We start from the raw sequence: 20,981 nt of genomic DNA on the forward strand, positions 1-20,981 counted from the left end.
GGGTCGCTGGCTGTGATTTGCGGGGTGCGCCAATGTATCAGTGGACTCATTTCGCAACCTTTTGCTCAAGGACTCTGGCTCGAACTCAACGATGCTGGTTCGCGCGTTTGCTCTGACGTGCCTGTCTCATCAGGTACTGGTTATCTGTGGTGCCATCTTCCTTGTACCAGGACACGATTCTCTGGGTGCTTTCGATCATACCCAGCACAGCCTTGCTCTGTTGTTGCAAGGTACTGCGTCGGATCGGCTGGTAATTTGACCTGTCGGTCATGTGCGTCACATTGGGGATCAGGTCGATTGGATTCACCGTTTCCTGCTTCAAGCGGCCATACGCCATTTCGACGCCTGCCGAGCGTTCTTCGATGGTTTGTTTCCAGCTCTCAAGCATCGTTTCGATCTTCTGGATCTTGACCGGGTCCAGGCGATTCTTGATGTCCTCGGCTTCCTGCACCCGAGAGCCCATGTTGAGCGCCGCACTGACACCCGGCACCACTGACCCGACGACACGGTTCAGAAAAAAACCGACACTGTCCTGCACCCAGTCCGTCGAATCGTCTGATGTGCTGATGCCGGCCTCTCGATCAATGGCTTGTATGGTCATCGCCGACGTTTGTGGAATCAGTGGCCTGATCAGGCTTGCGGTCGGAGTGAAGGCACCGATTGTCCCTCCCGCAATATCGCCGCCGATGTTCCCGCCAACCACACCTTGTGAATACATGGGTTTGCTCTGCCGGGTGAAGTTGACCACATGCAGGTCATCGGGCAGGAGAAAGTCGAAATTCTGACTGCCGTAATAGCCGCCGACGAAACCGATCCCGGCATTGATGGATTCTCCCACCAGGTTTTTCAGCAAGTCCTTGCCGATATTCTGCGGATGGGCGATGTTGCCCATCTGGTCCATTGTGGTGGCGGCATGGCCACCGAGTACGGTAATGAACTTTGAGTAATCGACGATATCTCGCTTCTCTTTCTGGCTGCCATCCGGATCCACGTACGACAACGGATTGTTACCGACAAACCCATATAAATTCAGCCCATCCACATCCCCTGCCGGGTCGGCACTGACCCAACGTTGCAACCACGGTGCGTAATAGCGTGCGCCGTAGTAATACAGCCCGCTGTCATCCATTTCCTTGCCGGAATAGCGGACGGTTTTGTAATCGACGTCTACCTCGTTACTGCGTGCGTACCAGGCCGTGGCGCCGAACGGGTAATAACCTTCCTGGCTGATCACTTGCGCATCTTGATCGAGCTCCAGCGCGCAGGATCCCAAGTGGTCATCGAGGCTGTAGCGCAATTGATCAGCGGCGACTTTGCCGGGTTTGCCGATCTTCCAGTGCAGGCAACGCACGCTGCCGTGCCCGCCGGGCAGGGTGATCACGTGCAGTTCTTCGCCATTGTCGCGGGTGCGGATTTCCAGCCCCGGCAGGTAGATCACATCCTGAAAGTGGGTCAGCAATGGCGTGTGGGTTTCGTGGCGTTTGTACACGCGCACGCCCTGGCTGTAGCGGTAGAACTCCTGGTCATCGGAGCCGTTGGTGCGTTTGACCAGCGTGACCGATTCCAGTTGGTCCAGGCTGTTCCACTGCAAGGCTTTGCCCGGCTGCAAGTACTGAAGGTTGCCGTGGCGATCAAACAGCTTGTTGAAGTCGGGTTCGTCACCGGGTGTCCAGCGCACACCGCGATTACTGCCAGGGTCGATGAACATCTCGCGGGTGTGACAGGCCCCCTCACGCTCATGGCACAACTTGATCAGGTTGTTACCGGCGTCGTACTTATAGTGTTGCGTGTAGTTGAGCCGATTGTTCGGGTCGCCGGGTGAGGGCCGTCCTAGAATGTCCGATGGCAGCGCATCGTCGTAACCGGTGGCGCTGATCAGCCGGTACAGCGAGTCATAGGTGAATTCGCGGTGGCCGTCGATGAGCTGGTTGGCGAAGTAAGTCGGTTTGAACGCGTGGTCTTCGATGCGGGTGATGTTGCCAACGCGGTCGTAGAAGTACTCGAGGTTTTGCAGCGCCGGCTCGGCGTTTTTTTGTGCGCGTTGCGTGGACAGGCGCCCATCGACCGGGTCGTAGGTCCAGGTGCTCAGCACGTCGTTGCCAGCGCATTGTTCGATGATCTGGCCGGCGGCGTTGTACTGCGCGTCTTTCAGAACCGATTCCCAACTCAAGCCATCTTTAATCCGCAACTGAACCTGCTGGAGCTGCCCGGCAACGTCGTAGCACAACTGTTGCTGGTGATCACCTGCATCGGTCTGGCTCAACAGCGTACCGAGCGGGCCATAACTTCGGCTGCTGCGGTAGGGCTTGCTCTCGACCAGGGTTCGGGTTTCGCGCAGTGGCTGTCCCAGCAGGCTGTAGCTGTCGAGACTCAGGGTGCCGGAGCGGTCGACCTGCGCGGTCAATTGGCCGCGCCGGTTGAAAGCAGGATTGGCGGAGGAATCGGCATAGGTAAAGGTTTCGACGTTGGGCTCGCCGCTTTCCTCAATGGCGAGCGGGCGCAACAGGAGGTCGTAGGTGGTGCGCCAATGACTGCCACGTTGATCCCAACGCTGAAGCTCTTCCCCGGCCAGTCCGGCCAGGCTCAAGCGCCAGCCGGCATCTACAGAGGAGACCTTCAGCGGCTCGCCGGACAGGCGGTAGACCGTGGTCAGGTTGGGGACGATACCGAACAATCGCGGGTCCCATTGTTCGAGCAGTCGCCCGGCAGCGTCGTAGTGCTGGCGGGTTATCAGGTTTTCCACGGGGCCGGCAGTAACCTTGCGCAAGTACGCGATCTGGCGAATCGGTAAGCCCCGGCTATCAATGGCCGTCACATTAGGGGTGCGCCAATGAACGGTGGTTGTCATGGCTTGCCTGCCTTCAGCTCACCTTCAATCGGTGCAACATAGGTGTCATTAAAGTCCAGGCTGGTGGTGTACCAGGGATGGATGACTTCGCGCGCGACATCCCCTTTGGCGTTGATGACTTTGGTCAGGCGACCGAGCACGTCGTAGAACTGTTGATCGTGATGGCCGAACTTACGAAAGGAATGGTCGTTGATGTAGTGGTGCACGTTGGCGAAGTAGGGGCGAAACACTCGAACGGGCAAGCCTTTGTTGTTGTACTCCACACGTTCGCTGACGCGCCAGCGTGGGTTGGCCGGCTCCACGCGCGGCTGGCCTCGGTCAAGAATCAGTGAGCGGTCTTCGGCCACGACAAAAGCCGGGCCTTGCTCGACCAACTGTTTGGTCTGCAGTGGCCGGCCAAAACCATCCACAAAGACTTTGACGATCTGGATTTGCTGCAGCTCATCATCCCAATAGCGGTCGGCGGTGAGGACGACGCTGTGCACCGGTTCGCGGGGAACCGTATGGATCAGGTCGAGCAGCGCTTGTTCAGGCGCGGTCAGGGATTTGAGCCGGGACAGGCGACGGCGGGCGCTGGCGCGAATGTGCAGACTTGGCAACACGTAGCCTTGTGCGACCCAGGTGGTCAGCCAGTCAGGTGTCTGCCTGACGGAATAAGGGAGTTCACCCATCCAGCTGAACAGGTCCTTGCGCAATACGCTGGCCGCCTTTTGCAGGGCGCCTTTCGGATCTTCGATGGCAGGGTCCGGACGATGGTCCATAGGACGTTCGTGTTCGTCGAGGGGGCGAAAACCCATTTCTTCGCCGTCTTCAGTTCCATAAAAACTGATGGCAAGGGGTTGTCCGGACGGCTCGTAAAGGGCTTCCTCGACATTGTTATTGGCATTGATGCTGCGCATGAGTTGCAGCGCGTGATAGTCATATTCGAAACGGGCTTCGCACTTGTCCGGCTGCGTGATGCTTTTCGGCAGCAGACAGTAGGCGTCGTAGCAGGCTGTCGTGGGGCCGTAACTGGGCGTTTCGTTGTACTCCATCACTTTGTAAAAACTATCGAACTTGCCGTACTTGGCAAAACCATACCGGGATGACCAAAGATTTCTTTCCTTGTCCTCTTCCTCGTCTGCCTCCTCGTCTACCCCCAGCACCAGGGGCATGAACGAATAGCCGATTTTTTCCAGTTCGTTCCGAATAACGAGCGACGGCACCGTGTCGTAGGCTTGCAGTGCTGTCTTGTCCAGTTGTGCGAGTTCCAACGGTGCCCGCAGTGCCTCGAAATCGGCGTGGCCATCGGTAAGCACTGTTCGATCGTCAGTCTTGAGGTAGCGATAGACTGACTGCGAGGTCAGTAGCCTCTGTGCGGCCCATTCCGGCGTGGCGTACAGCTCGATAAAGCGTTCATACGAGATATCTGCTGGGGTAAGTCCCGCGGGTGCCGTCCCCTTGGGCAAGACCATTGCGTTGCCACGTTGCAGATAGGGCAGACCTAGTCGCCAGCCTTGCAGGTCCTCCGTCAAGTGAATGAACTCGGTGCGGGTTTCGCTCAGGTAATAAGACTGTTGCGCCGGATCATGGGCATCAAGCCACCATTTCTGTTCATCGACATCGTCAAAGGGCGGTTTATCAATGGAGGTTCTGCGCCGTGCATAGCTGACCGTAATGCCATGCACAGGCAGACCGAACTCGTCATGGCCCAACGTGATTTCATGTCGGCACAGCGGGTCATCAATGAAGCGTTCGTACTGGTAGCTGATCTTTTCCAGCGGCAAGGGCAGCATGATCGGGTAAGCGTCATGGTCGCCCTTTTTGCGCAGCTCGCGGACCTTGTAACGGTTTTCCTCCACCGCGAAAGGCACCGCCATGCCCAGGTCATCGTCGGCGGCGTAGGTCTCCACACGCAGCACTGAACCTGCGAGGGCGCGGGCGATTTCGTGGGCGGTGGCTTCATCGGGCGGCGGGATCGGGTCATCGAAAGCGTCGTTGCGGTGATACTGGCAGAACAGCGTGGGTTTCAAATCACACGCTTCGGAGTCACGGTTGAAATAGCCATCGCGTGGCAGATCGATTTGCCGTCCGGTGTGAAACCAGGTGCAGACCAGCGCTGGGGCGGTAAAACCGATGTCGTCTGCACTAGCGCTGGTTTCGCTGTCGGTCTGACGCAGCAATCCGAAGCCGCGAAACTCGCGGTTCAGGCCATCGTAATAGCCCTGCAAATACTGGAAAAACTGGTTCAGGCAGTTGCCGGTGATTTCATCGAGTTGGCTTTGTTGCTTGACCACCGGTACCGGGAACGGCAGGTAGCAAATCGGCAAGCGTTTGAACGTGAGTATCCGATGCTTTTCATCCAGCCATTCCTGTGCCGAACTGCGATACACCACCTGCGTACTGCAACCCATGTTGTTGTTACTGGCGATGAGCATGTAAGGCTTGGCGCTGACGAAATCGTAGCGCCAGTGCCGTGGCTTCATATGCGGCACGGTCAGGATCAGGCTCGCGCAACCCAGGCCTTGCAAGTCGGCGAGGGTGACCTGGCACAGGTTGTCGTAACGGATGCCTTCGGGCCAAGGGACCGTGACAGGGATCTGCTCCAGACCATTGCCGCCGCGATTGAAATAGATCTGGAAACAGTCGGACTTCAGATAAATCAGTGCCGGTGCGCCAGAGCCGTCCAGGTCGGCAATCCGCACTCGCGCCGCGTCGAATGTCGCGTAATCGAAGGGCAGGGCACTCATGACAAAACCCTCGCCGAACCGACCGTGACCGAGGTTCGGCCAGCATTTGATTTCGTCGTGCCGGATGCGGCACAGCTCGGTCATGTCGCTGCCCAGCAAGTTGCTCAGCATCACCAGTTCGGTGCGGGAGTTGCTGAACAGCGGCAGTCGATCAGTGTCCGGTTTGTGCTCGACCTCCTGGCCCTGCGCGAAACCGTCCTCACGCCGGTTGGCGTACAGGCGCACGCTTCGCGGGCCGATCAGCGCCATCGAGCTGAGCCCGTCGCCCATCAAGTCGCCAGACTGTGAAAGCGTGTGGAAGAACTCCACCGGGAACGCCGTAAAGGGAATGAACCCTGACCAGCTGCGATCGGGGTTGAGGGTATGGAAACCGCTCATGCCGGGCGAGGCGAGGATCCAGTCGAGCCGGCCGTCGCCGGTCAGATCGGTCAGCGCCTGATAGGTCGGTTGATTGCGATCGGCCACGGGAATGCGGGTCAGTTCTGTCCATGGGCCATAGTGGATGTCATCCGCCCCCGTCGGCGCGCGCAAGGGTTCGCGGTAATACCAGCTCTGGTCGTAACGACAGAGAAACCCCGGCACGCCTTCACCGAACAAATCAACGCATTGGTGGCTCGCGCCGTCCTCGATGCCGGGCATGTTTTCGAAGGGGAAGAACGGGCTCGACTGCTTATTGAGTTCGAAGCCTGAATAGTCGAACTCCACCGGCGGCATGTTTTCCACGGCGCCGCTGGCGTCGTACGCTTGATAGTGAGCCGCTACGATTTGACTATAGGACCAGAGCGCTGTGCTGCGCGGGTAATCGAGTACCAGGCGTCGAACCAGCACCGGATTGGCCCCTAAATCGGGAAACTGATGAAACATCAATACTTGTTGGCAGAGGCGGCGAGTGCCCACTTCAAAGCCTTGACCATAGGAGGAAAAGGGGTCTGAGCGTGTCAGCCACGGATTAAGTGTGTCGCCGTCATAGACCGGTTTTTCCGTCAGGGCTTTAGTGCGCTCGCCGTAGTCGAATACCAGATGGAAGTGCCATGAAGGCGCTAATGTCAGTATGTTCCAGCCATACAAGTGCTGACTCGCTGCGAAGTTGCCATACAGCACGCGATGCAAGTAACGCTGAGCCCGGTAGTCGTGTGGCAGACCCGGGTCCTCAGACGAGTCCTCTGCTTTGTATTCGAAGCAAATGTGTTCACCGTGGGTGTTCATGCTTTCCTGCAACAACCAGGCAGCAACGCGTTGCGGGCCCTGCGGATCAGCCCGACGCGAGGTATCGGATTTACCGAACAGGTGAAGACTGCCATCGGCCCCATGCACCAGCCAGAAACCCTCGGGAGTGGTGTCGGAGCGCCAGAGTTCAATCAGATCGAACGAACTCTCGACCCGTGGCCAGTAGCGCACAACGCGGTGCTCGCCAATGGGGAGCTTGCGGTATTGAGTCTCGATTCTGGACTTGGGCTTGCCCTTGTCATCCAACTCGGGCATCAACTCCTCACCGCCGGGGCCGACCATGATGTCGACGTCGAGGTAATCAGGCACGCCCTTGCTGGTCCGGCGAGTGATGGCCCTGGTGCCCAAACGCCAGCCGATGCCGAACGGACCGTTACCGCCCTGGCTGTCATAGGCCAGCGCCATGGCGGGATCGAAACCGCGCCCTGCTGAAAGGGGCAGCGGCAACTCGAACGAGGCACTGCCCGTCACGCCGACCGATCCCCAGCTTTTGCCAATCGTGGCAATGGAAGCACTCTTGGCGATGGAGGGTTCAGTGATGCTCAGGGAGGCTTGCTCTTCCATGGGGCTGATCCTGTGTCGGCTTTGCGCTCTCCCGTAGCAACGGTGTCGCGTGATAGAGCGACGCTAACAAAATCAGGGGAAGGTGTGACCTGTCAGATCTGACAGGTGAGGCCGGTTTTTTTAGACCGAATACCGTGGGAAACACTGCGTTATATAGCGAATAGTAAAAGTGACACCCAAAAAAACGGCCGGGCCATCTAAAAGACGACCCGGCCGTATTGGCAGGCTGAAGCGCTTACTGCACTTCCACCGCCAGGCTTTCACTGATCTTTTTCTGCCAGATGGCAGGACCGGTGATGTGTACTGACTCGCCCTTGCTGTCGACCGCAACAGTCACTGGCATGTCTTTGACGTCGAACTCGTAGATCGCTTCCATGCCCAGTTCGGCGAAAGCCACCACGCGGGATTTCTTGATGGCTTGCGCCACCAGATAAGCCGCGCCGCCGACTGCCATCAGGTAAACGGCTTTGTGGTCCTTGATCGCTTCGATCGCGGTCGGGCCGCGCTCGGATTTGCCGATCATGCCCAACAGGCCGGTTTGCTCGAGGATCTGACGGGTGAACTTGTCCATCCGCGTGGCCGTGGTCGGACCGGCAGGGCCCACCACTTCTTCGCGCACCGGATCAACCGGGCCGACGTAGTAGATGAAGCGACCCTTGAGGTCCACCGGCAGGGTTTCACCCTTGTTCAGCATCTCGACCATGCGCTTGTGCGCAGCGTCGCGACCGGTGAGCATCTTGCCGTTGAGCAGGACGGTTTCGCCCGGCTTCCAGCTCTGCACGTCTTCCGGGGTCAGGGTGTCGAGGTTGACGCGACGGGCCGATGGGCCGGCTTCCCAGACGATTTCCGGGTAGGCGTCCAGCGGTGGCGCTTCAAGGGATGCCGGGCCGGAACCGTCGAGCACGAAGTGCGCGTGACGGGTGGCGGCGCAGTTCGGGATCATGCACACCGGCAACGAAGCGGCGTGGGTCGGGTAATCCATGATCTTCACGTCGAGTACGGTGGTCAGGCCACCCAGGCCCTGGGCGCCGATGCCCAGTTGGTTGACCTTCTCGAACAGCTCCAGACGCATCTCTTCGATACGATTCTGCGGGCCGCGTGCTTTCAGTTCGTGAATGTCGATGGACTCCATCAACACTTCCTTGGCCATGACGGCGGCTTTCTCGGCGGTGCCGCCGATGCCGATGCCGAGCATGCCCGGTGGGCACCAGCCAGCGCCCATTTCTGGAACGGTTTTCAGCACCCAGTCGACGATCGAGTCGGACGGGTTGAGCATGGCCATTTTCGACTTGTTCTCGGAACCGCCGCCCTTGGCCGCCACGTCCACTTCCACGGTGTTACCCGGAACGATGGAGTAGTGGATAACGGCCGGGGTGTTGTCCTTGGTGTTTTTACGAGCGCCCGCCGGGTCGGCAAGGATCGAGGCACGCAGGACGTTTTCCGGCAGGTTGTAAGCCCGGCGCACGCCTTCGTTGATCATGTCGTCCAGGCCCATGGTGGCGCCATCCCAACGCACGTCCATGCCCACGCGAACGAAGACGGTAACGATGCCGGTGTCCTGGCAGATCGGGCGGTGGCCGGTGGCGCACATCCGCGAGTTGATCAGGATTTGCGCCATGGAGTCACGGGCCGCTGGCGATTCTTCGCGCAGGTAGGCTTCGTGCATCGCCTGGATGAAGTCAACGGGGTGGTAATAGGAAATGAACTGCAGGGCGTCGGCAACGCTCTGAATCAGGTCGTCTTGCTTGATCACGGTCATGAGTCGCGCTCCTCTAAAAGACGGGAACATTCAATAAGGTGCTTGCAGCTTGGGTGCATCGGTCGGTTGCAAGCACCTTTCAAGGCACGCCGGGGCTGCTGGCGCGACGCTAAAAAGGCGCGGCAGTATAACGCGCCTCGGTTCCGGGCACACCCGCCGGTAGTCAATCGTTGGTCGCATACGCAAGTCGGTCGTGTGAATCCGATCCCTGTAGGAGCTGTGTAGGAGCTGTCGAGTGAAACGAGGCTGCGATCTTTTGATCTTGTCTTTAAAAAGCAAAGTCAAAAGATCGCAGCCTCGTTTCACTCGACAGCTCCTACATAGCTCTACACAGCTCCTACAATGGAAATCAGTCAGCGTTCTGACGCCAGTTTTCCGCCCTTAAAATTGAATGGTCATTTATCAGGCACGCTACTAAAGTGGCATTCGGTCTGTAGAGTAGGACACTCAAGCAGCCTCCCTTCGCACGGTGAGTCAACGATTGACCCATAACGCCATCCAGCGCTTGTTGCTCAAACGCTTTGCCCTCGCAGCCGGCACCTACGCCCTGGCCTTGCTGCTGTTGTGGCTGGCGTTTTTCACCGGTCATTACGATGAATCCCTGCCCAACGTGGCCATCGGCAGTGCGCTGGTGGTCATCAGTCAGGCGGCGTTGTTTGCGGTGTTTTACAGCGGCTGCAACCTGCGTTTTTCCGACCCCAGCCTGACCGAAGCGCAAGTGTTGCTGGGGCTGGGTTGGCAAACCTGGCTGATCGCCAATCTGGACGAGGCACGCGGCGCGTTCCTGGTGTTCTACGTGCTGATTCTGCTGTTCGGGTTGTTCCATCTTTCGCGCTTGGCCTTTTTGCGGTGCGCGCTGTTGGTGTTTTTCAGTTTCAGCGCGATCACGCTGTGGGAGGGCTACCACTTCCAGTTACCCGACCCGGCGCTGGCCGCGTTGCAGGTGTGCGTGCTGCTGATCGTGTTGGTCTGGCTGGAGCTTTATGCCCGTTACGTCCAGGCCTCCCGTCAACGCATGCGTCAGCGCCGATTTGCCTTGCAGGCGCATCAGGACACTCTGCGCGGGATGATGCGCCAGCTCGAAGACCTGGTGGCCACCGACGAACTCACCGGGCTGTTCAATCGCCGACATTTCCTGCGCCTGGCCTCCCGTGAGCTGAAGGCCATGGACGCTGGCGTCATGCATGGCCTGGCGCTGATCGACCTCGACCATTTCAAGCGGATCAACGATGTGCACGGTCATGCCGCCGGCGATCAGGTGCTGCAAGCCTTTGCTGGTGTGGCCACCGCCTGCTTGCGCGAGGGCGATGTGCTGGCCCGTTACGGTGGCGAAGAATTCGTCGTGCTGTTGCCCGATTGCAACGCCGAGCGCTTGACCTCCTGTTGCGAGCGGCTGCGCATTGCGTTCACGGATGTAGAACTGATCGGACTCAACGTCGCCCATCTCAGCTTGTCGGCGGGCATGACGTTGCTCGAACTGGGCGACGATCTCGATGAAGCCTTGCAGCGCGCCGATCAGGCGCTCTATCGCGCCAAGCGTGACGGCCGCAATCGTTGCGCGGCCGCGTGGGAGAACGTCGATGCCTGAGTTACGGGTCGGCGAACGCCAATGGTCGGTGGCGGCGGGCAGCAACCTGCTCGATGCGTTGAATCAGAACGGCGTGTCTGTGCCCTACAGCTGTCGCGCCGGCAGTTGCCACGCCTGTCTGGTGCAATGTGTCCAAGGGCTGCCGAGTGACAGCCGCCCCGACGCCCTGAGCGCAGACCAACGTCAGCAAGGCTGGCGCCTGGCGTGTCAGTGTCAGGTGGTCGAGGACTTGCAGGTGCACACCTTCGATCCTCAGCAGGACGGCCGCCCGGCCGAGGTGGCGGCTGTCGATTGGTTGAGCGCCAATGTGTTGCGTTTGCGCCTGACCCCTCAAAGCTCTTTGCGCTACAGCGCCGGGCAGCATCTGGTGTTGTGGGCGGGCAATGTGGCGCGGCCGTATTCATTGGCCAGCCTGCCGGAAGAAGACCGATTTCTGGAGTTCCACCTCGATTGTCGCCAGCCGGGGGAATTCAGCGACGCGGCCCGTCAGCTGAAAATCGGCGATTCGATCCGCCTCGGCGAGTTGCGCGGCGGGGCATTGCATTATGACCCGGACTGGAACACCCGACCGCTTTGGCTGATGGCTGCCGGCACGGGGTTGGGGCCGTTGTTCGGTATCTTGCGTGAGGCGCTACGGCAAGATCACCAAGGTGCCATTCGTGTCATTCACCTGGCCCATGATGCCGAGGAACATTACCTGGCCAAACCGCTGCAAGCCATGGCAGCCAGCCGCCCGAACCTGAGCATTGAGCTGTGGACAGCGGCCGAGTTGCCAGAGGCTTTGGCGCAACTGCGGCTTGTCTCCCGGCAAACCCTGGCCTTACTCTGCGGGGCCCCCGATAGCGTCGACGCCTTTGCCCGGCGCTTGTACCTGGCGGGATTGCCGCGCAATCAACTGCTGGCGGATGTCTTTGTTCTCCGTGGTTGAGCGCTGATTTTCAGACACCGAGACCACCATGAGCGATGCCATCCAGTTTGAACGTGAGCGTGGCCTGCTGACCCTGCGCCTCAACCGCCCCGACAAGAAAAACGCCCTGACCCGCGCCATGTACAGTCACTTGGCCGAAGCGCTGAAACAGGCGGATAGCGACCCCGAAATCAACGCCGTGCTGATCACCGGTTCTACCGAGTGCTTCACCGCTGGCAACGACATCGCCGACTTCATCCAGCAACCACCGAGCAACCTCGACAGCCCGGTGTTTCAGTTCATGCTCACCCTGCTCGAATGCCGCAAACCGGTGATCGCTGCCGTGGCCGGCGCGGCGGTGGGCATTGGCACGACGATGCTGCTGCATTGCGATCTGGTGTATGTCAGCCGCGATGCGCGCCTTCGCATGCCGTTCGTTAATCTCGGGTTATGCCCGGAGTTCGGCTCCAGCCTGATCCTGCCGCGACTGCTCGGGCAGGCCAAAGCGGCCGAGTTGCTGCTGCTGGGCGAAGGTTTCAGTGGTGAACAAGCCGCGCAGTGGGGCATTGCGACCGAAGCCTTGGACAGTGGCGCAGCGGTGTTAGCGAAGGCGCGGGAGATGGCGTTGCGTTTCGAGTCGCTGCCACCGGAAGCGGTGCGCATCAGCAAGCAATTGATGAAAGCCCCGGACCGGGAACAACTGCGCAAGGCAATAGAAGAAGAGAGCGCACAGTTCACCCAACGGTTGCGCTCGCCGGAAGCGATTGCTGCGTTGACCGGGTTCATCAAGCGCCACTGAATTTGGGTTGACCGGGCGGGCTTCATCGTCGGAACGCCGCCCGGAGCAAGCCCGCTCCCACAGGATCCGCGCCTTAGCTGAATGGCATTGGCCATTCATGGTGGGTTTTTGCGTTTTCGGGGGGGATGAAACAGACCAACGGTCACTTCTACTGTCAGTTCTGACAGTAGATTTTTCAGCCATCGAGGGGCTTAACTGTTCAAGTCACAAGGACGCAGACCGAGCCTGTTGCTTCGGTCTTCACTCATGGTTTGAAGGAGCAAGAACATGTCAGCACAACCTCACCTCGCCGGCAGTCTGGACCCTACCTTTGGTGATTCCGGCAAATTTTTCCCGGATTTTCCCGGCGCCGAGCTACTTAGTGTTAGCGCCTTGAAGACGGCCACGGATGGAAAAATCTATTTCGCCGGCGTTTACAGCACCGACGGTTTTGATGGGTACATGCTCGGACGCCTTGGTGCCGATGGTGCGCCAGACCTGACGTTCGGTAATGGTGGCTTGGTCACCGACTCGTTTGCGGGGCATGCCGATTCGAAAGTCAGTTCCATCTTGCTGCAGGAAGACGGGAAAATCCTGTTGCTGGGCTCAGCCTGTTTTGGTCGGTTGAGCACGTTGGCTCGTTATAACCACAATGGCACCCTGGATGTGGGCTTTGGTACGGGCGGACAAACCATTATCGACAGCGCCGATGATGCTTCTCTCGACCAGCAGGATCAGGATGCGAAAACCAATGCCGGTGGGACATCTGCCCCTGCACAACTGTTGCCGGACGGGAAAATCCTGCTATGCAGCTATCAAACTTATGTTCGTCCCTTTCAGGGCCGGATTTACAGACTCCAGAGCAACGGTGCGCTTGATTCGAGCTTCAATGGTGTCGGCTACATTGTCGTCAGCCTCCCCGATGGCTCGGATTCCATGGTTTACATCCGTAATGTATTGGTTCAAGCGGATGGTAAATACTTGGCGTGCGGCAATTACAAATCAGCGGAGCTTGCCTTCGTCGCTCGCTACACCCCTGACGGCCGTCTGGATCAGTCCTTTGGCGATAAAGGTTTCGTCAGTGTCAAGTCAGACTCAGGCAAGCTAATGCGCTTTATCGACATGGCGCTACAGCCCAATCAGCGAATTCTTGCTATCGGCACCACTCTTACCGAACCCTTCGAAGGGTTGATGGTCAGCCTTGAACCCGATGGCAGCCCCAACATTCAGTTCAACAGCGGCCGTCCGCTGTATACCCGGCTAGATAACAAACAGACCGAGTGGGGCAATGCAGTATTGCAAGCCGACGGCAAGATCCTGGTCTCTGGCGCCATAGAAAACCAGGACGTCAATTTCTACTACGCGGTGCTGGCCCGCTATGATTTCAATGGCACGCTGGATCCAGCGTTCAACGACACCGGTTGGCTTCCTACAGGGTTCAGTGCAGACAACCAAAACGTCGCCATGACATCGCAACGCGACGGGAGGATTCTGATCGCTGCTAGGGATAAGAATAGCCGTCCGGTGATTCTGCGTTATCTGCCCTAGTGTTCGATGGGCGATGAAGTCGCCTTTTGAATGAAAAGTTGCGCAGCCCAGGCTGCGCCACTTTGCTTGCCAGCGTCATTGCTGCTACGTAATCAGTGCGATGACGTTCAATAACGTTGTGTCCGGAGACCCGGAGTAAGACGAAAAAAAGCCCCATCATTCACATGACGGGGCTTTTGTTTTTCAGCAACCGGTCACTCAGACCATCGGGTCGCCAACGTGCAGGATTTTCATCCCGTTGGTGCCACCGATGGTGTGGTAGCTGTCGCCCTTGGTCAGGATGACCCAGTCGCCTTTTTCGACTACGCCGCGTTTGAGCAACTCGTCGATCGCAGCCTGGCTGACTTGCTCAGGCGGCAGGGACGCCGGGTCGAACGGTACGGTGTAGACGCCACGGAACATGGCCGCGCGGGCCTGGGTTTCGCGGTGCGGGGAGAACGCGTAGATCGGTATCGAGGAACGGATGCGCGACATGATCAACGGCGTGTAGCCACTTTCGGTCAGCGCGATGATCGCCTTCACACCCGGGAAGTGGTTGGCGGTGTACATGGCCGCCAGGGCGATGCTTTGGTCGCAGCTTTCGAAGACCTTGCCGATGCGGTGGCTGGAGGTCTTGCTGGTCGGGTGCTTTTCAGCGCCGATGCAGATGCGCGCCATGGCTTGCACCGCTTCCAGCGGGTACAGGCCGGCAGCACTTTCAGCCGAGAGCATCACGGCGTCGGTGTAATCGAGCACGGCGTTGGCCACGTCGGACACTTCGGCGCGAGTCGGCATCGGGTTCTGGATCATCGACTCCATCATCTGGGTCGCCACGATCACAGCCTTGTTGTGGCGGCGTGCGTGCAGAATGATTTTCTTCTGAATGCCCACCAGCTCGGCGTCGCCGATTTCCACACCGAGGTCACCACGAGCCACCATGACGGCGTCGGAGGCATTGATCAGCGCGTCGAGGGTTTCGTCGTCGGCCACGGCTTCGGCGCGTTCGATCTTCGCCACCAGCCAGGCAGTACCGCCGGCTTCGTCGCGCAGTTGACGGGCGTATTCCATGTCGGCGGCGTCACGCGGGAAGGACACGGCGAGGTAGTCGACCTGCATCTCGGCAGCGAGCTTGATGTCGGCCTTGTCTTTTTCAGTCAGGGCCGGTGCGGTCAGGCCGCCACCGCGACGGTTGATGCCTTTATGGTCGGACAGCGGGCCGCCGATCAGCACGGTGCAATTCAGTTCGGTGGCATTGGCGGTATCAACGCGCATGACCACGCGGCCGTCGTCGAGCAGCAGCTCGTCGCCTACGCCGCAGTCCTTGACCAGATCCGGGTAGTCGATGCCGACGACGGTCTGGGTGCCTTCGGTCAGAGGATGGCTGGTGGAGAAGGTGAATTGATCACCGATCTTCAGCTCGATCTTCTTGTTGGCGAATTTGGCGATACGGATTTTCGGGCCTTGCAGGTCACCCAGCAGGGCGACGAAGCGGCCGTGCTTGGCGGCGAGGTCACGCACCAGCTTCGCGCGAGCCTTGTGCTCGTCGGGGGTGCCGTGGGAGAAGTTCAGGCGGGCGACGTCCAGGCCAGCCAGAATCAGCTGTTCGAGAACTTCCGGCGAGTTACTGGCCGGGCCAAGGGTAGCGACGATTTTGGTGCGACGGACGGACATGCATAGACTCCTGAGTTCAAGCGCTGAGTGAGGCTACTATGCTCCGGGGGTGTAGTCATTGTTCATGTGCACTACTTATTCGTTTCTTTATTGAATCGAACATTCCTGAAAGTTTTCAGCCTCGCCGATTTCAATAGACCTACCGTTTGTCGACACTGTTAGTTCTAACAGGTAGGCAGGCGCTTGGGGGCGGGGTTGAATGCGCTGGAGCCTCGTCAAAGGGTGACGAGTCAAGGAGATGACAGCATGACCACAGATACTCAGGTACTGCCTGCGCCGGTAATCACTGAACCGGAAGAGGGCGAAAGAGCGGAACGCAGGCACAGATTCATGGGAACCGGCAAGTCAGGGGCCGAAGTTGTCGTTACAGCGGAAGGAAGCAACGTTGAGGTTCTGCGAACCATCGTGTCGGATGGTAAATGGTCAGGTACCCCTGATAAAGATCTGCCCGAGGGTACGAATAGAATTACTGCATCCCAGCGCGTTAACAGCGACTATTCGATTCCGTCGCCGGTTCGAACATTTACGGTCAAATGACCGGAACGTCTTCGTTCATTTGCAAGCCCACTGAGCCTTGGCGGTTCAGTGGGTTTTTTCGTTCGGTCCAGACTGAGTGCCGCACCTTCAGTTGATACTCCGAAGCGGTTGGTTCGTTACCCCATGTCTTTTGCTGCTACTACACGTTCAACTCCATCACCCGATCATTGAAGATTTCCGCCAACGGGTCGATACAGAGCTCAAGACAGGAGAACCCCCATGCGATTCGTGCTCATTGCCGCCCTTGCCATCAGTGCCCTCAGCGTCACGGGCTGCACCCGTTGGTCGATGAACCATCATTTGAATAACGCCTACAGCGCCTATGACCGTGGCAATTGCGAGCAAGTAACGCTCGAGCTGTCCAAAGTCGAACGCGCCAGCCGCGCGCGCCCTTACGTGTGGCCGGAAGTGTCGATGCTGCGCGGGCTGTGTCTGGAGCGGCAGAAGCTGTTTGTCGATGCGGCTCAAACCTACCAGTTCATCATCGCCTCGTACCCGCAAAGTGAATACGCCTACCGCGCCCGCGCCCGCCTGGAAACCTTGCAGTCGCTGGGCCACTATCCGCTGCGCAGTGCTGCTGCGGTCGTGCGCCCGACGCAGTTCTGATTGTCAAAGGCTGGCTCACCGGTGGTGGTGAGCTATAGTCGAATAGTCGGTTTAGAGCCTTGCCTCTCATCGACGCAACACCTGTGATCGGCAGGAGTAAGCGGCAGCGGCTTTATGGACTGTCGCACCGGGATCGGGGAGAGCGCGCCCATGCCTCTGTATAAAAAGAAGCAGGCCCGTTCCGAAGCATTAGTGCGGCTCTGCTTAAGGGCCTTGCTGGGCCATTTGCGCATGTTCACTGACCGCCGGATCGAGCGGCATCAACTGCCGTATTTTCTAAAAGTGTTCAACAGCGTCACCGACAAACCCATCGGCTTTCTGGGCAACGTGTCCGAAGACGGGCTGATGCTGATCAGTCAGTTGCCGATGATGATCGGCGCCGATTTCGATTTGCGCCTGAAAATCCCCGCCAGCAACGGCTGCATGCAGGTCATTGATCTTCAGGCGTGTTGCCTGTGGTGCCATGAAGACACGACCCCTCACCACTACGACGCCGGGTTCAGCCTGCAACGGGCGCCGCCGGAATATGGGCAACTGGTCAGCGCCTTGAAGCAATACTTCAGTTTTCAGCCGTTGCCTGCTTCGGCATGAGTGCTGCGGTGCCTTAACTATTGCTATCGCGAGCAAGCTCGCTCCCACAGGGTCTGGCGTTGTTCACAAAACGTGTGTTCACCGCAGATCCCTGTGGGAGCGAGCTTGCTCGCGATGGCGTCAGTGCAGACAACCAATTACTAACAGCTAAGCCGTAGCAATCGCCTGCTCGTTCTCCAACGACCTCTCCACCAGCCTCAACGCCTCAGTCCGCGGCTACATTTCCTTGCGCCGCAGGAAAGTGACGGGGTGTAGGGTGACCGCTCGTCGGGACTGTCATATCTGACAGGTAGGCAGGGTTATCTCGGTTTGGCTTAAATGTCTCCAGACAAATGGCGGTTTTCCCACCACTGGAGACATCGATCATGTTGGATCAACCAGATCAACCAGATCAACCAGATCAACCAGATCAGACCATTAATCTCCAATACCGACCTCTAACCCGGCCTCTTCCTGGCGCTGGGGTTTCGCGTCTGGATTTCTCCATTAAGGGGCCTTCCGGACAGTCTTCAAGCGACGTTCAAGTTGACTTGCATTTCAAGCGTAACGGTACTCATGTCGGTAACGATAAGATAAATATCTACACCAACCCTTTTGAAACTAAGAGCGTGTTTACACGGCCAGGAATTTATAATGTCCATTACACGTACCTGAATAGGGACTCTGATAGGTGGTCTTATTGGTACGATTCAGGGGCTTTTTGCGTCATGGACCCGGTCGCTATTAATCAGATACCGCCGATTTTGTATGAAAGAAGGCCCACGTTTTCAGGAAGTGGCCAGGTATACTCGTTTGTGCAACTTGTCAGGGCGGACAATCATTCTGTTGTTCTAAGCAATCGCAGTTTGGTTTCTTCATTTGGGCGTTGGGAGCTGTCGCTCAATCAGGATCTGCCCCTAGGCAATAACTCGATTAAGGTTAGCCAGTGGGAAGCCGGTTACACCCCGATCTACTCTGCTGCACGCAACTTCTTTGTACTCAGGAGGACGGTCATCACCTCACCCACTGCGAATCAGCTCGTGGCGAGTCACGAGATAGTCTTCAGGGGCGAAACCCACCCAGACGCCAGGCTTGTTGTGGTCAGGGCGACCAATCATTGGAATGAGTTCAGCCCGGCCATTCCCGCTCCAGGCTCCGGCAATTGGGAAGCGCCGCTGAATGTAACGCTGCCAAGTGGCGACGTGAGTGTGCAGGCTCAATATATAGTGAGCGGTGCCCCTCTCGGCTATTCGGATGCCGTGACTTTTAAAGTGTTAGGTGTGCCGGCCATCAGTACTCCCGCTGCCAGTAGCGAGCAAGAGCAGATATTTACCGTTACTGGTAACAATGGGCTAACCGGTGCCAAGGTCGAAATATACAAGGACGCGTTGAGCGGCAAGGTCGGTGAAAGCGGCGTGTTAACGGGGGCGAACTGGACCGCTGAAGTCACTGTGGACCCGGGGAGCCAATCTCTGGTTGCGTTACAAAAACATAGCGGGAAACAGTCACTACGCGGCGCCCCCCGCACCTTCAAAGTCCGACCACCCCAGTTATCGCCAATCACTGTTACGCACCACAACAACAACTCAACCGTCCGGTTGTCCGGCACAGGGTATCCGGGGGCGCTCGTCCACATCCATTACAGCAGCAATACCTCCCCCCCATTTGAGGGAGTTCCCGTTGCCGATAACAGGACATGGTCAAAGGACATCGTGGGTCTTTTGCCAAGCCTTGCTCTATATAAATTCGGCGCACAGCAGAGCGTTTCTGACGGCGGCAGTGGTCAGATCAGGAGCACGGGGTGGACGTTGGTGTCGGTGACGGTGATTACGCCCAAACCGACCGTCGACGCTCCGACGCTGAGCGGACAGATCCCTACGTTCAGTGGCAGGCGCAATGTTTGGGGCGATAACAGGGTCGCTATCCAGATCACGCTCAACGACGCCGCAAACCCGAATATTCCGGATCTCATTGCCGTGTCGGGCGAGCCATGGCGCACCACGGCGACCGGCAAAATTGCCCCAGGCAGTTACACCGTCAAGGCGCGGCAAGGAGTAAATAACCGCTGGTCGGAGTTTACGGTGCTGACTGAGAAGCTGATTATCCAGCCCGATCTGCCGGAGCTTTTCTCCCCGGCCGCTGGAGTTGAAACGCAACAGACTGTGCAGTTTCATGGCAAGACCTGGCCCAATGCCCAGGTCGTCGTGCGCTTTAAAAATGGCGAGCCGATCAGGACGGTGAGCGCCAATGGAAGTACGGGCGAATGGAGCTTCAACTACACATTACCTCTGGGGCTGGTCGAGGTTCAGGTGCTATCGACGTTTGGTGGACAGACGTCGGAGGTGAAGAATCAATCCTTCCCGGTCAAGACCCCACCCCCGACGATTAACTTTCCGACCGCCAACAACAATGAAGTCCCTCCGAAACCGGTCATAGAAGGCACCGGGATTGCAGGCTGCTGGGTTCATGTTTACTCGTGGAACACGGATCTCCAGTTAGGCCGAGACCAAGTGGGCACGGACAACACATGGAAGGTGACCCTCGACGAACAAAACCTCGGTGATGTGCGTATTTATGCCAAGCAGATCTTCAATACGACCTATGCATCCAATGAGACTGATGCACTGCTGATCAAGGTGGTTGTGCCGTCCCCCTCCATTGAGGCGCCTGTAAATGGTACGAGACCCGCGCGGACCTTTACCGTCAGCGGCGAGGGTGGTTGGCCGGGGGGTGTCATCGACCTGACACTCAATGGGCAGCCGTCGACCTATAAGGACATTCAAGTGCAAACCGACGGTTCATGGCAGGAGGAGGTGACCTCCGTGGTGGGTTTGCTCGAGATCAAGGCAATCCAACGGTACAAGGGCGTTCCCTCCAAAGACAGTCTCACCTGTTCGGTGACAGTGGTGCCTGCCGTGCCGGTGATTGATACGCCCAGAGAAGGCGAACTGATGTCTGAGACGGTTGTGTTTTCCGGGTTCGGTTATGCAGGGGATTCGGTGAGGCTTTATCGCAGGGGACTCCCGTTCGAGACGCATCGCCCTGTCCCTGTCAGCCCACGGGGAACATGGTCGTTTCCCCTTCGTTGGGCAGAGCCCGGAAAGCCCTTTACCGTTACCGTGGAACAGATCGCGCCCGGTAATTATGTATCGGACATGTCCCCAAGCCGTAACTTCACGCTGCTCTCGACAGCCCCGACCATCACCGCCCCTGTAGAGGGCGATTGGGTCGGTGTCAGACCAGAGTTCAGTGGTTTGGCAACGCCTGGGGCCACCATCAGCGTCGCCTCATGGTTTGACACCGCTAACCTGCTGGCGCCGCCAAAGGCAGCTGATGACAAGGGCGTATGGAAAGTGACGGGCAACCAGAGTCTGCCCGTCGGCGCGGCGTGGGTGGTCGTGCGCCAGACCCTGCCGGACGGTACGGCATCGGAGTGGGCCGAGAGTGGGCGTTTTATGGTGGAGGAATAGCCACCGGTTTGAAGCGCCCGCGAGGGTGATTGATTTCGGTTGATACCTCGCTGTCCCCCTATGGCCCTCTTGTGAGGGCCATTTTTTCTGCTTTCGCTGGCTTTCAAGGGCCATGCATCCCGACCAGCGGTCATCACAACTGTCAGTTATGACAGTAGACCGCACCTCATCAGCAAGCGCTAAATCGAGTTGTCTAGAGC

General features: G+C 58.2%; 12 protein-coding genes. 8 read left to right on the forward strand and 4 right to left on the reverse strand.

Annotation, left to right across the window (positions count from 1 at the left end; translation table 11 throughout):
* Positions 1-85: 85 nt before the first annotated feature.
* From ACIQU2_RS18165 to ACIQU2_RS18175, 3 genes are all read right to left on the reverse strand, one after another.
* A complete protein-coding gene (locus ACIQU2_RS18165) occupies positions 86-2,848 on the reverse strand; it encodes an RHS repeat domain-containing protein (protein WP_403143065.1) in 2,763 nt (920 codons plus the stop codon).
* Positions 2,845-7,368, reverse strand: a complete 4,524-nt coding sequence (locus ACIQU2_RS18170; RefSeq protein ID WP_403143067.1) for a SpvB/TcaC N-terminal domain-containing protein — start codon at positions 7,366-7,368, stop codon at positions 2,845-2,847. The genes ACIQU2_RS18165 and ACIQU2_RS18170 overlap by 4 nt, the downstream gene beginning before the upstream one ends.
* Positions 7,369-7,603: 235 nt before the next feature.
* Entirely contained in the window at positions 7,604-9,127 is a 1,524-nt protein-coding gene (locus ACIQU2_RS18175) for a fumarate hydratase (protein WP_129437918.1), read from the reverse strand.
* Between the two features lie 481 nt (positions 9,128-9,608).
* Here ACIQU2_RS18175 and ACIQU2_RS18180 point away from each other — a divergent pair, with 481 nt between their 5' ends.
* The 4 genes from ACIQU2_RS18180 (at position 9,609) to ACIQU2_RS18195 (ending at position 13,948) form a co-directional block, all read left to right on the forward strand.
* Positions 9,609-10,715: a GGDEF domain-containing protein gene (locus ACIQU2_RS18180; RefSeq protein ID WP_347803711.1), complete on the forward strand. Its 1,107-nt coding sequence runs from the start codon at positions 9,609-9,611 to the stop codon at positions 10,713-10,715.
* A complete protein-coding gene (locus tag ACIQU2_RS18185; protein WP_347803712.1) occupies positions 10,708-11,643 on the forward strand; it encodes an iron-sulfur-binding ferredoxin reductase in 936 nt (311 codons plus the stop codon). Before ACIQU2_RS18180 ends, ACIQU2_RS18185 begins: the two co-directional genes overlap by 8 nt.
* Before the next feature lie 28 nt (positions 11,644-11,671).
* Positions 11,672-12,421 (forward strand): enoyl-CoA hydratase-related protein, encoded by a 750-nt coding sequence (locus tag ACIQU2_RS18190; RefSeq protein ID WP_403143071.1) that lies wholly within the window; start codon positions 11,672-11,674, stop codon positions 12,419-12,421.
* A 267-nt stretch (positions 12,422-12,688) separates the two neighbouring features.
* Positions 12,689-13,948 (forward strand): hypothetical protein, encoded by a 1,260-nt coding sequence (locus ACIQU2_RS18195; RefSeq protein WP_403143073.1) that lies wholly within the window; start codon positions 12,689-12,691, stop codon positions 13,946-13,948.
* Between the two features lie 198 nt (positions 13,949-14,146).
* On the opposite strand, the gene pyk is transcribed toward ACIQU2_RS18195, so the two are convergent.
* Positions 14,147-15,598 carry a pyruvate kinase gene (pyk, locus tag ACIQU2_RS18200; RefSeq protein WP_129437911.1) on the reverse strand — a complete coding sequence of 484 codons (1,452 nt, stop codon included), beginning with the start codon at positions 15,596-15,598 and terminating at the stop codon, positions 14,147-14,149.
* A 246-nt stretch (positions 15,599-15,844) separates the two neighbouring features.
* On the opposite strand from pyk, the gene ACIQU2_RS18205 reads away from it, so the two are divergent.
* The 4 genes from ACIQU2_RS18205 (at position 15,845) to ACIQU2_RS18220 (ending at position 20,781) form a co-directional block, all read left to right on the forward strand.
* Positions 15,845-16,135: a hypothetical protein gene (locus ACIQU2_RS18205; protein WP_403143075.1), complete on the forward strand. Its 291-nt coding sequence runs from the start codon at positions 15,845-15,847 to the stop codon at positions 16,133-16,135.
* A 219-nt stretch (positions 16,136-16,354) separates the two neighbouring features.
* Positions 16,355-16,741: a tol-pal system YbgF family protein gene (locus tag ACIQU2_RS18210; RefSeq protein WP_140676880.1), complete on the forward strand. Its 387-nt coding sequence runs from the start codon at positions 16,355-16,357 to the stop codon at positions 16,739-16,741.
* A gap of 231 nt (positions 16,742-16,972) precedes the next feature.
* Entirely contained in the window at positions 16,973-17,332 is a 360-nt protein-coding gene (locus ACIQU2_RS18215) for a PilZ domain-containing protein (RefSeq protein ID WP_403143226.1), read from the forward strand.
* Between the two features lie 707 nt (positions 17,333-18,039).
* A complete protein-coding gene (locus tag ACIQU2_RS18220) occupies positions 18,040-20,781 on the forward strand; it encodes a hypothetical protein (protein ID WP_403143077.1) in 2,742 nt (913 codons plus the stop codon).
* The last annotated feature ends 200 nt before the right edge of the window (positions 20,782-20,981 follow it).

This window comes from Pseudomonas sp. NPDC098740, assembly GCF_044760065.1.
GTDB classification, from domain to species: Bacteria; Pseudomonadota; Gammaproteobacteria; order Pseudomonadales; family Pseudomonadaceae; genus Aquipseudomonas; species Aquipseudomonas rossensis.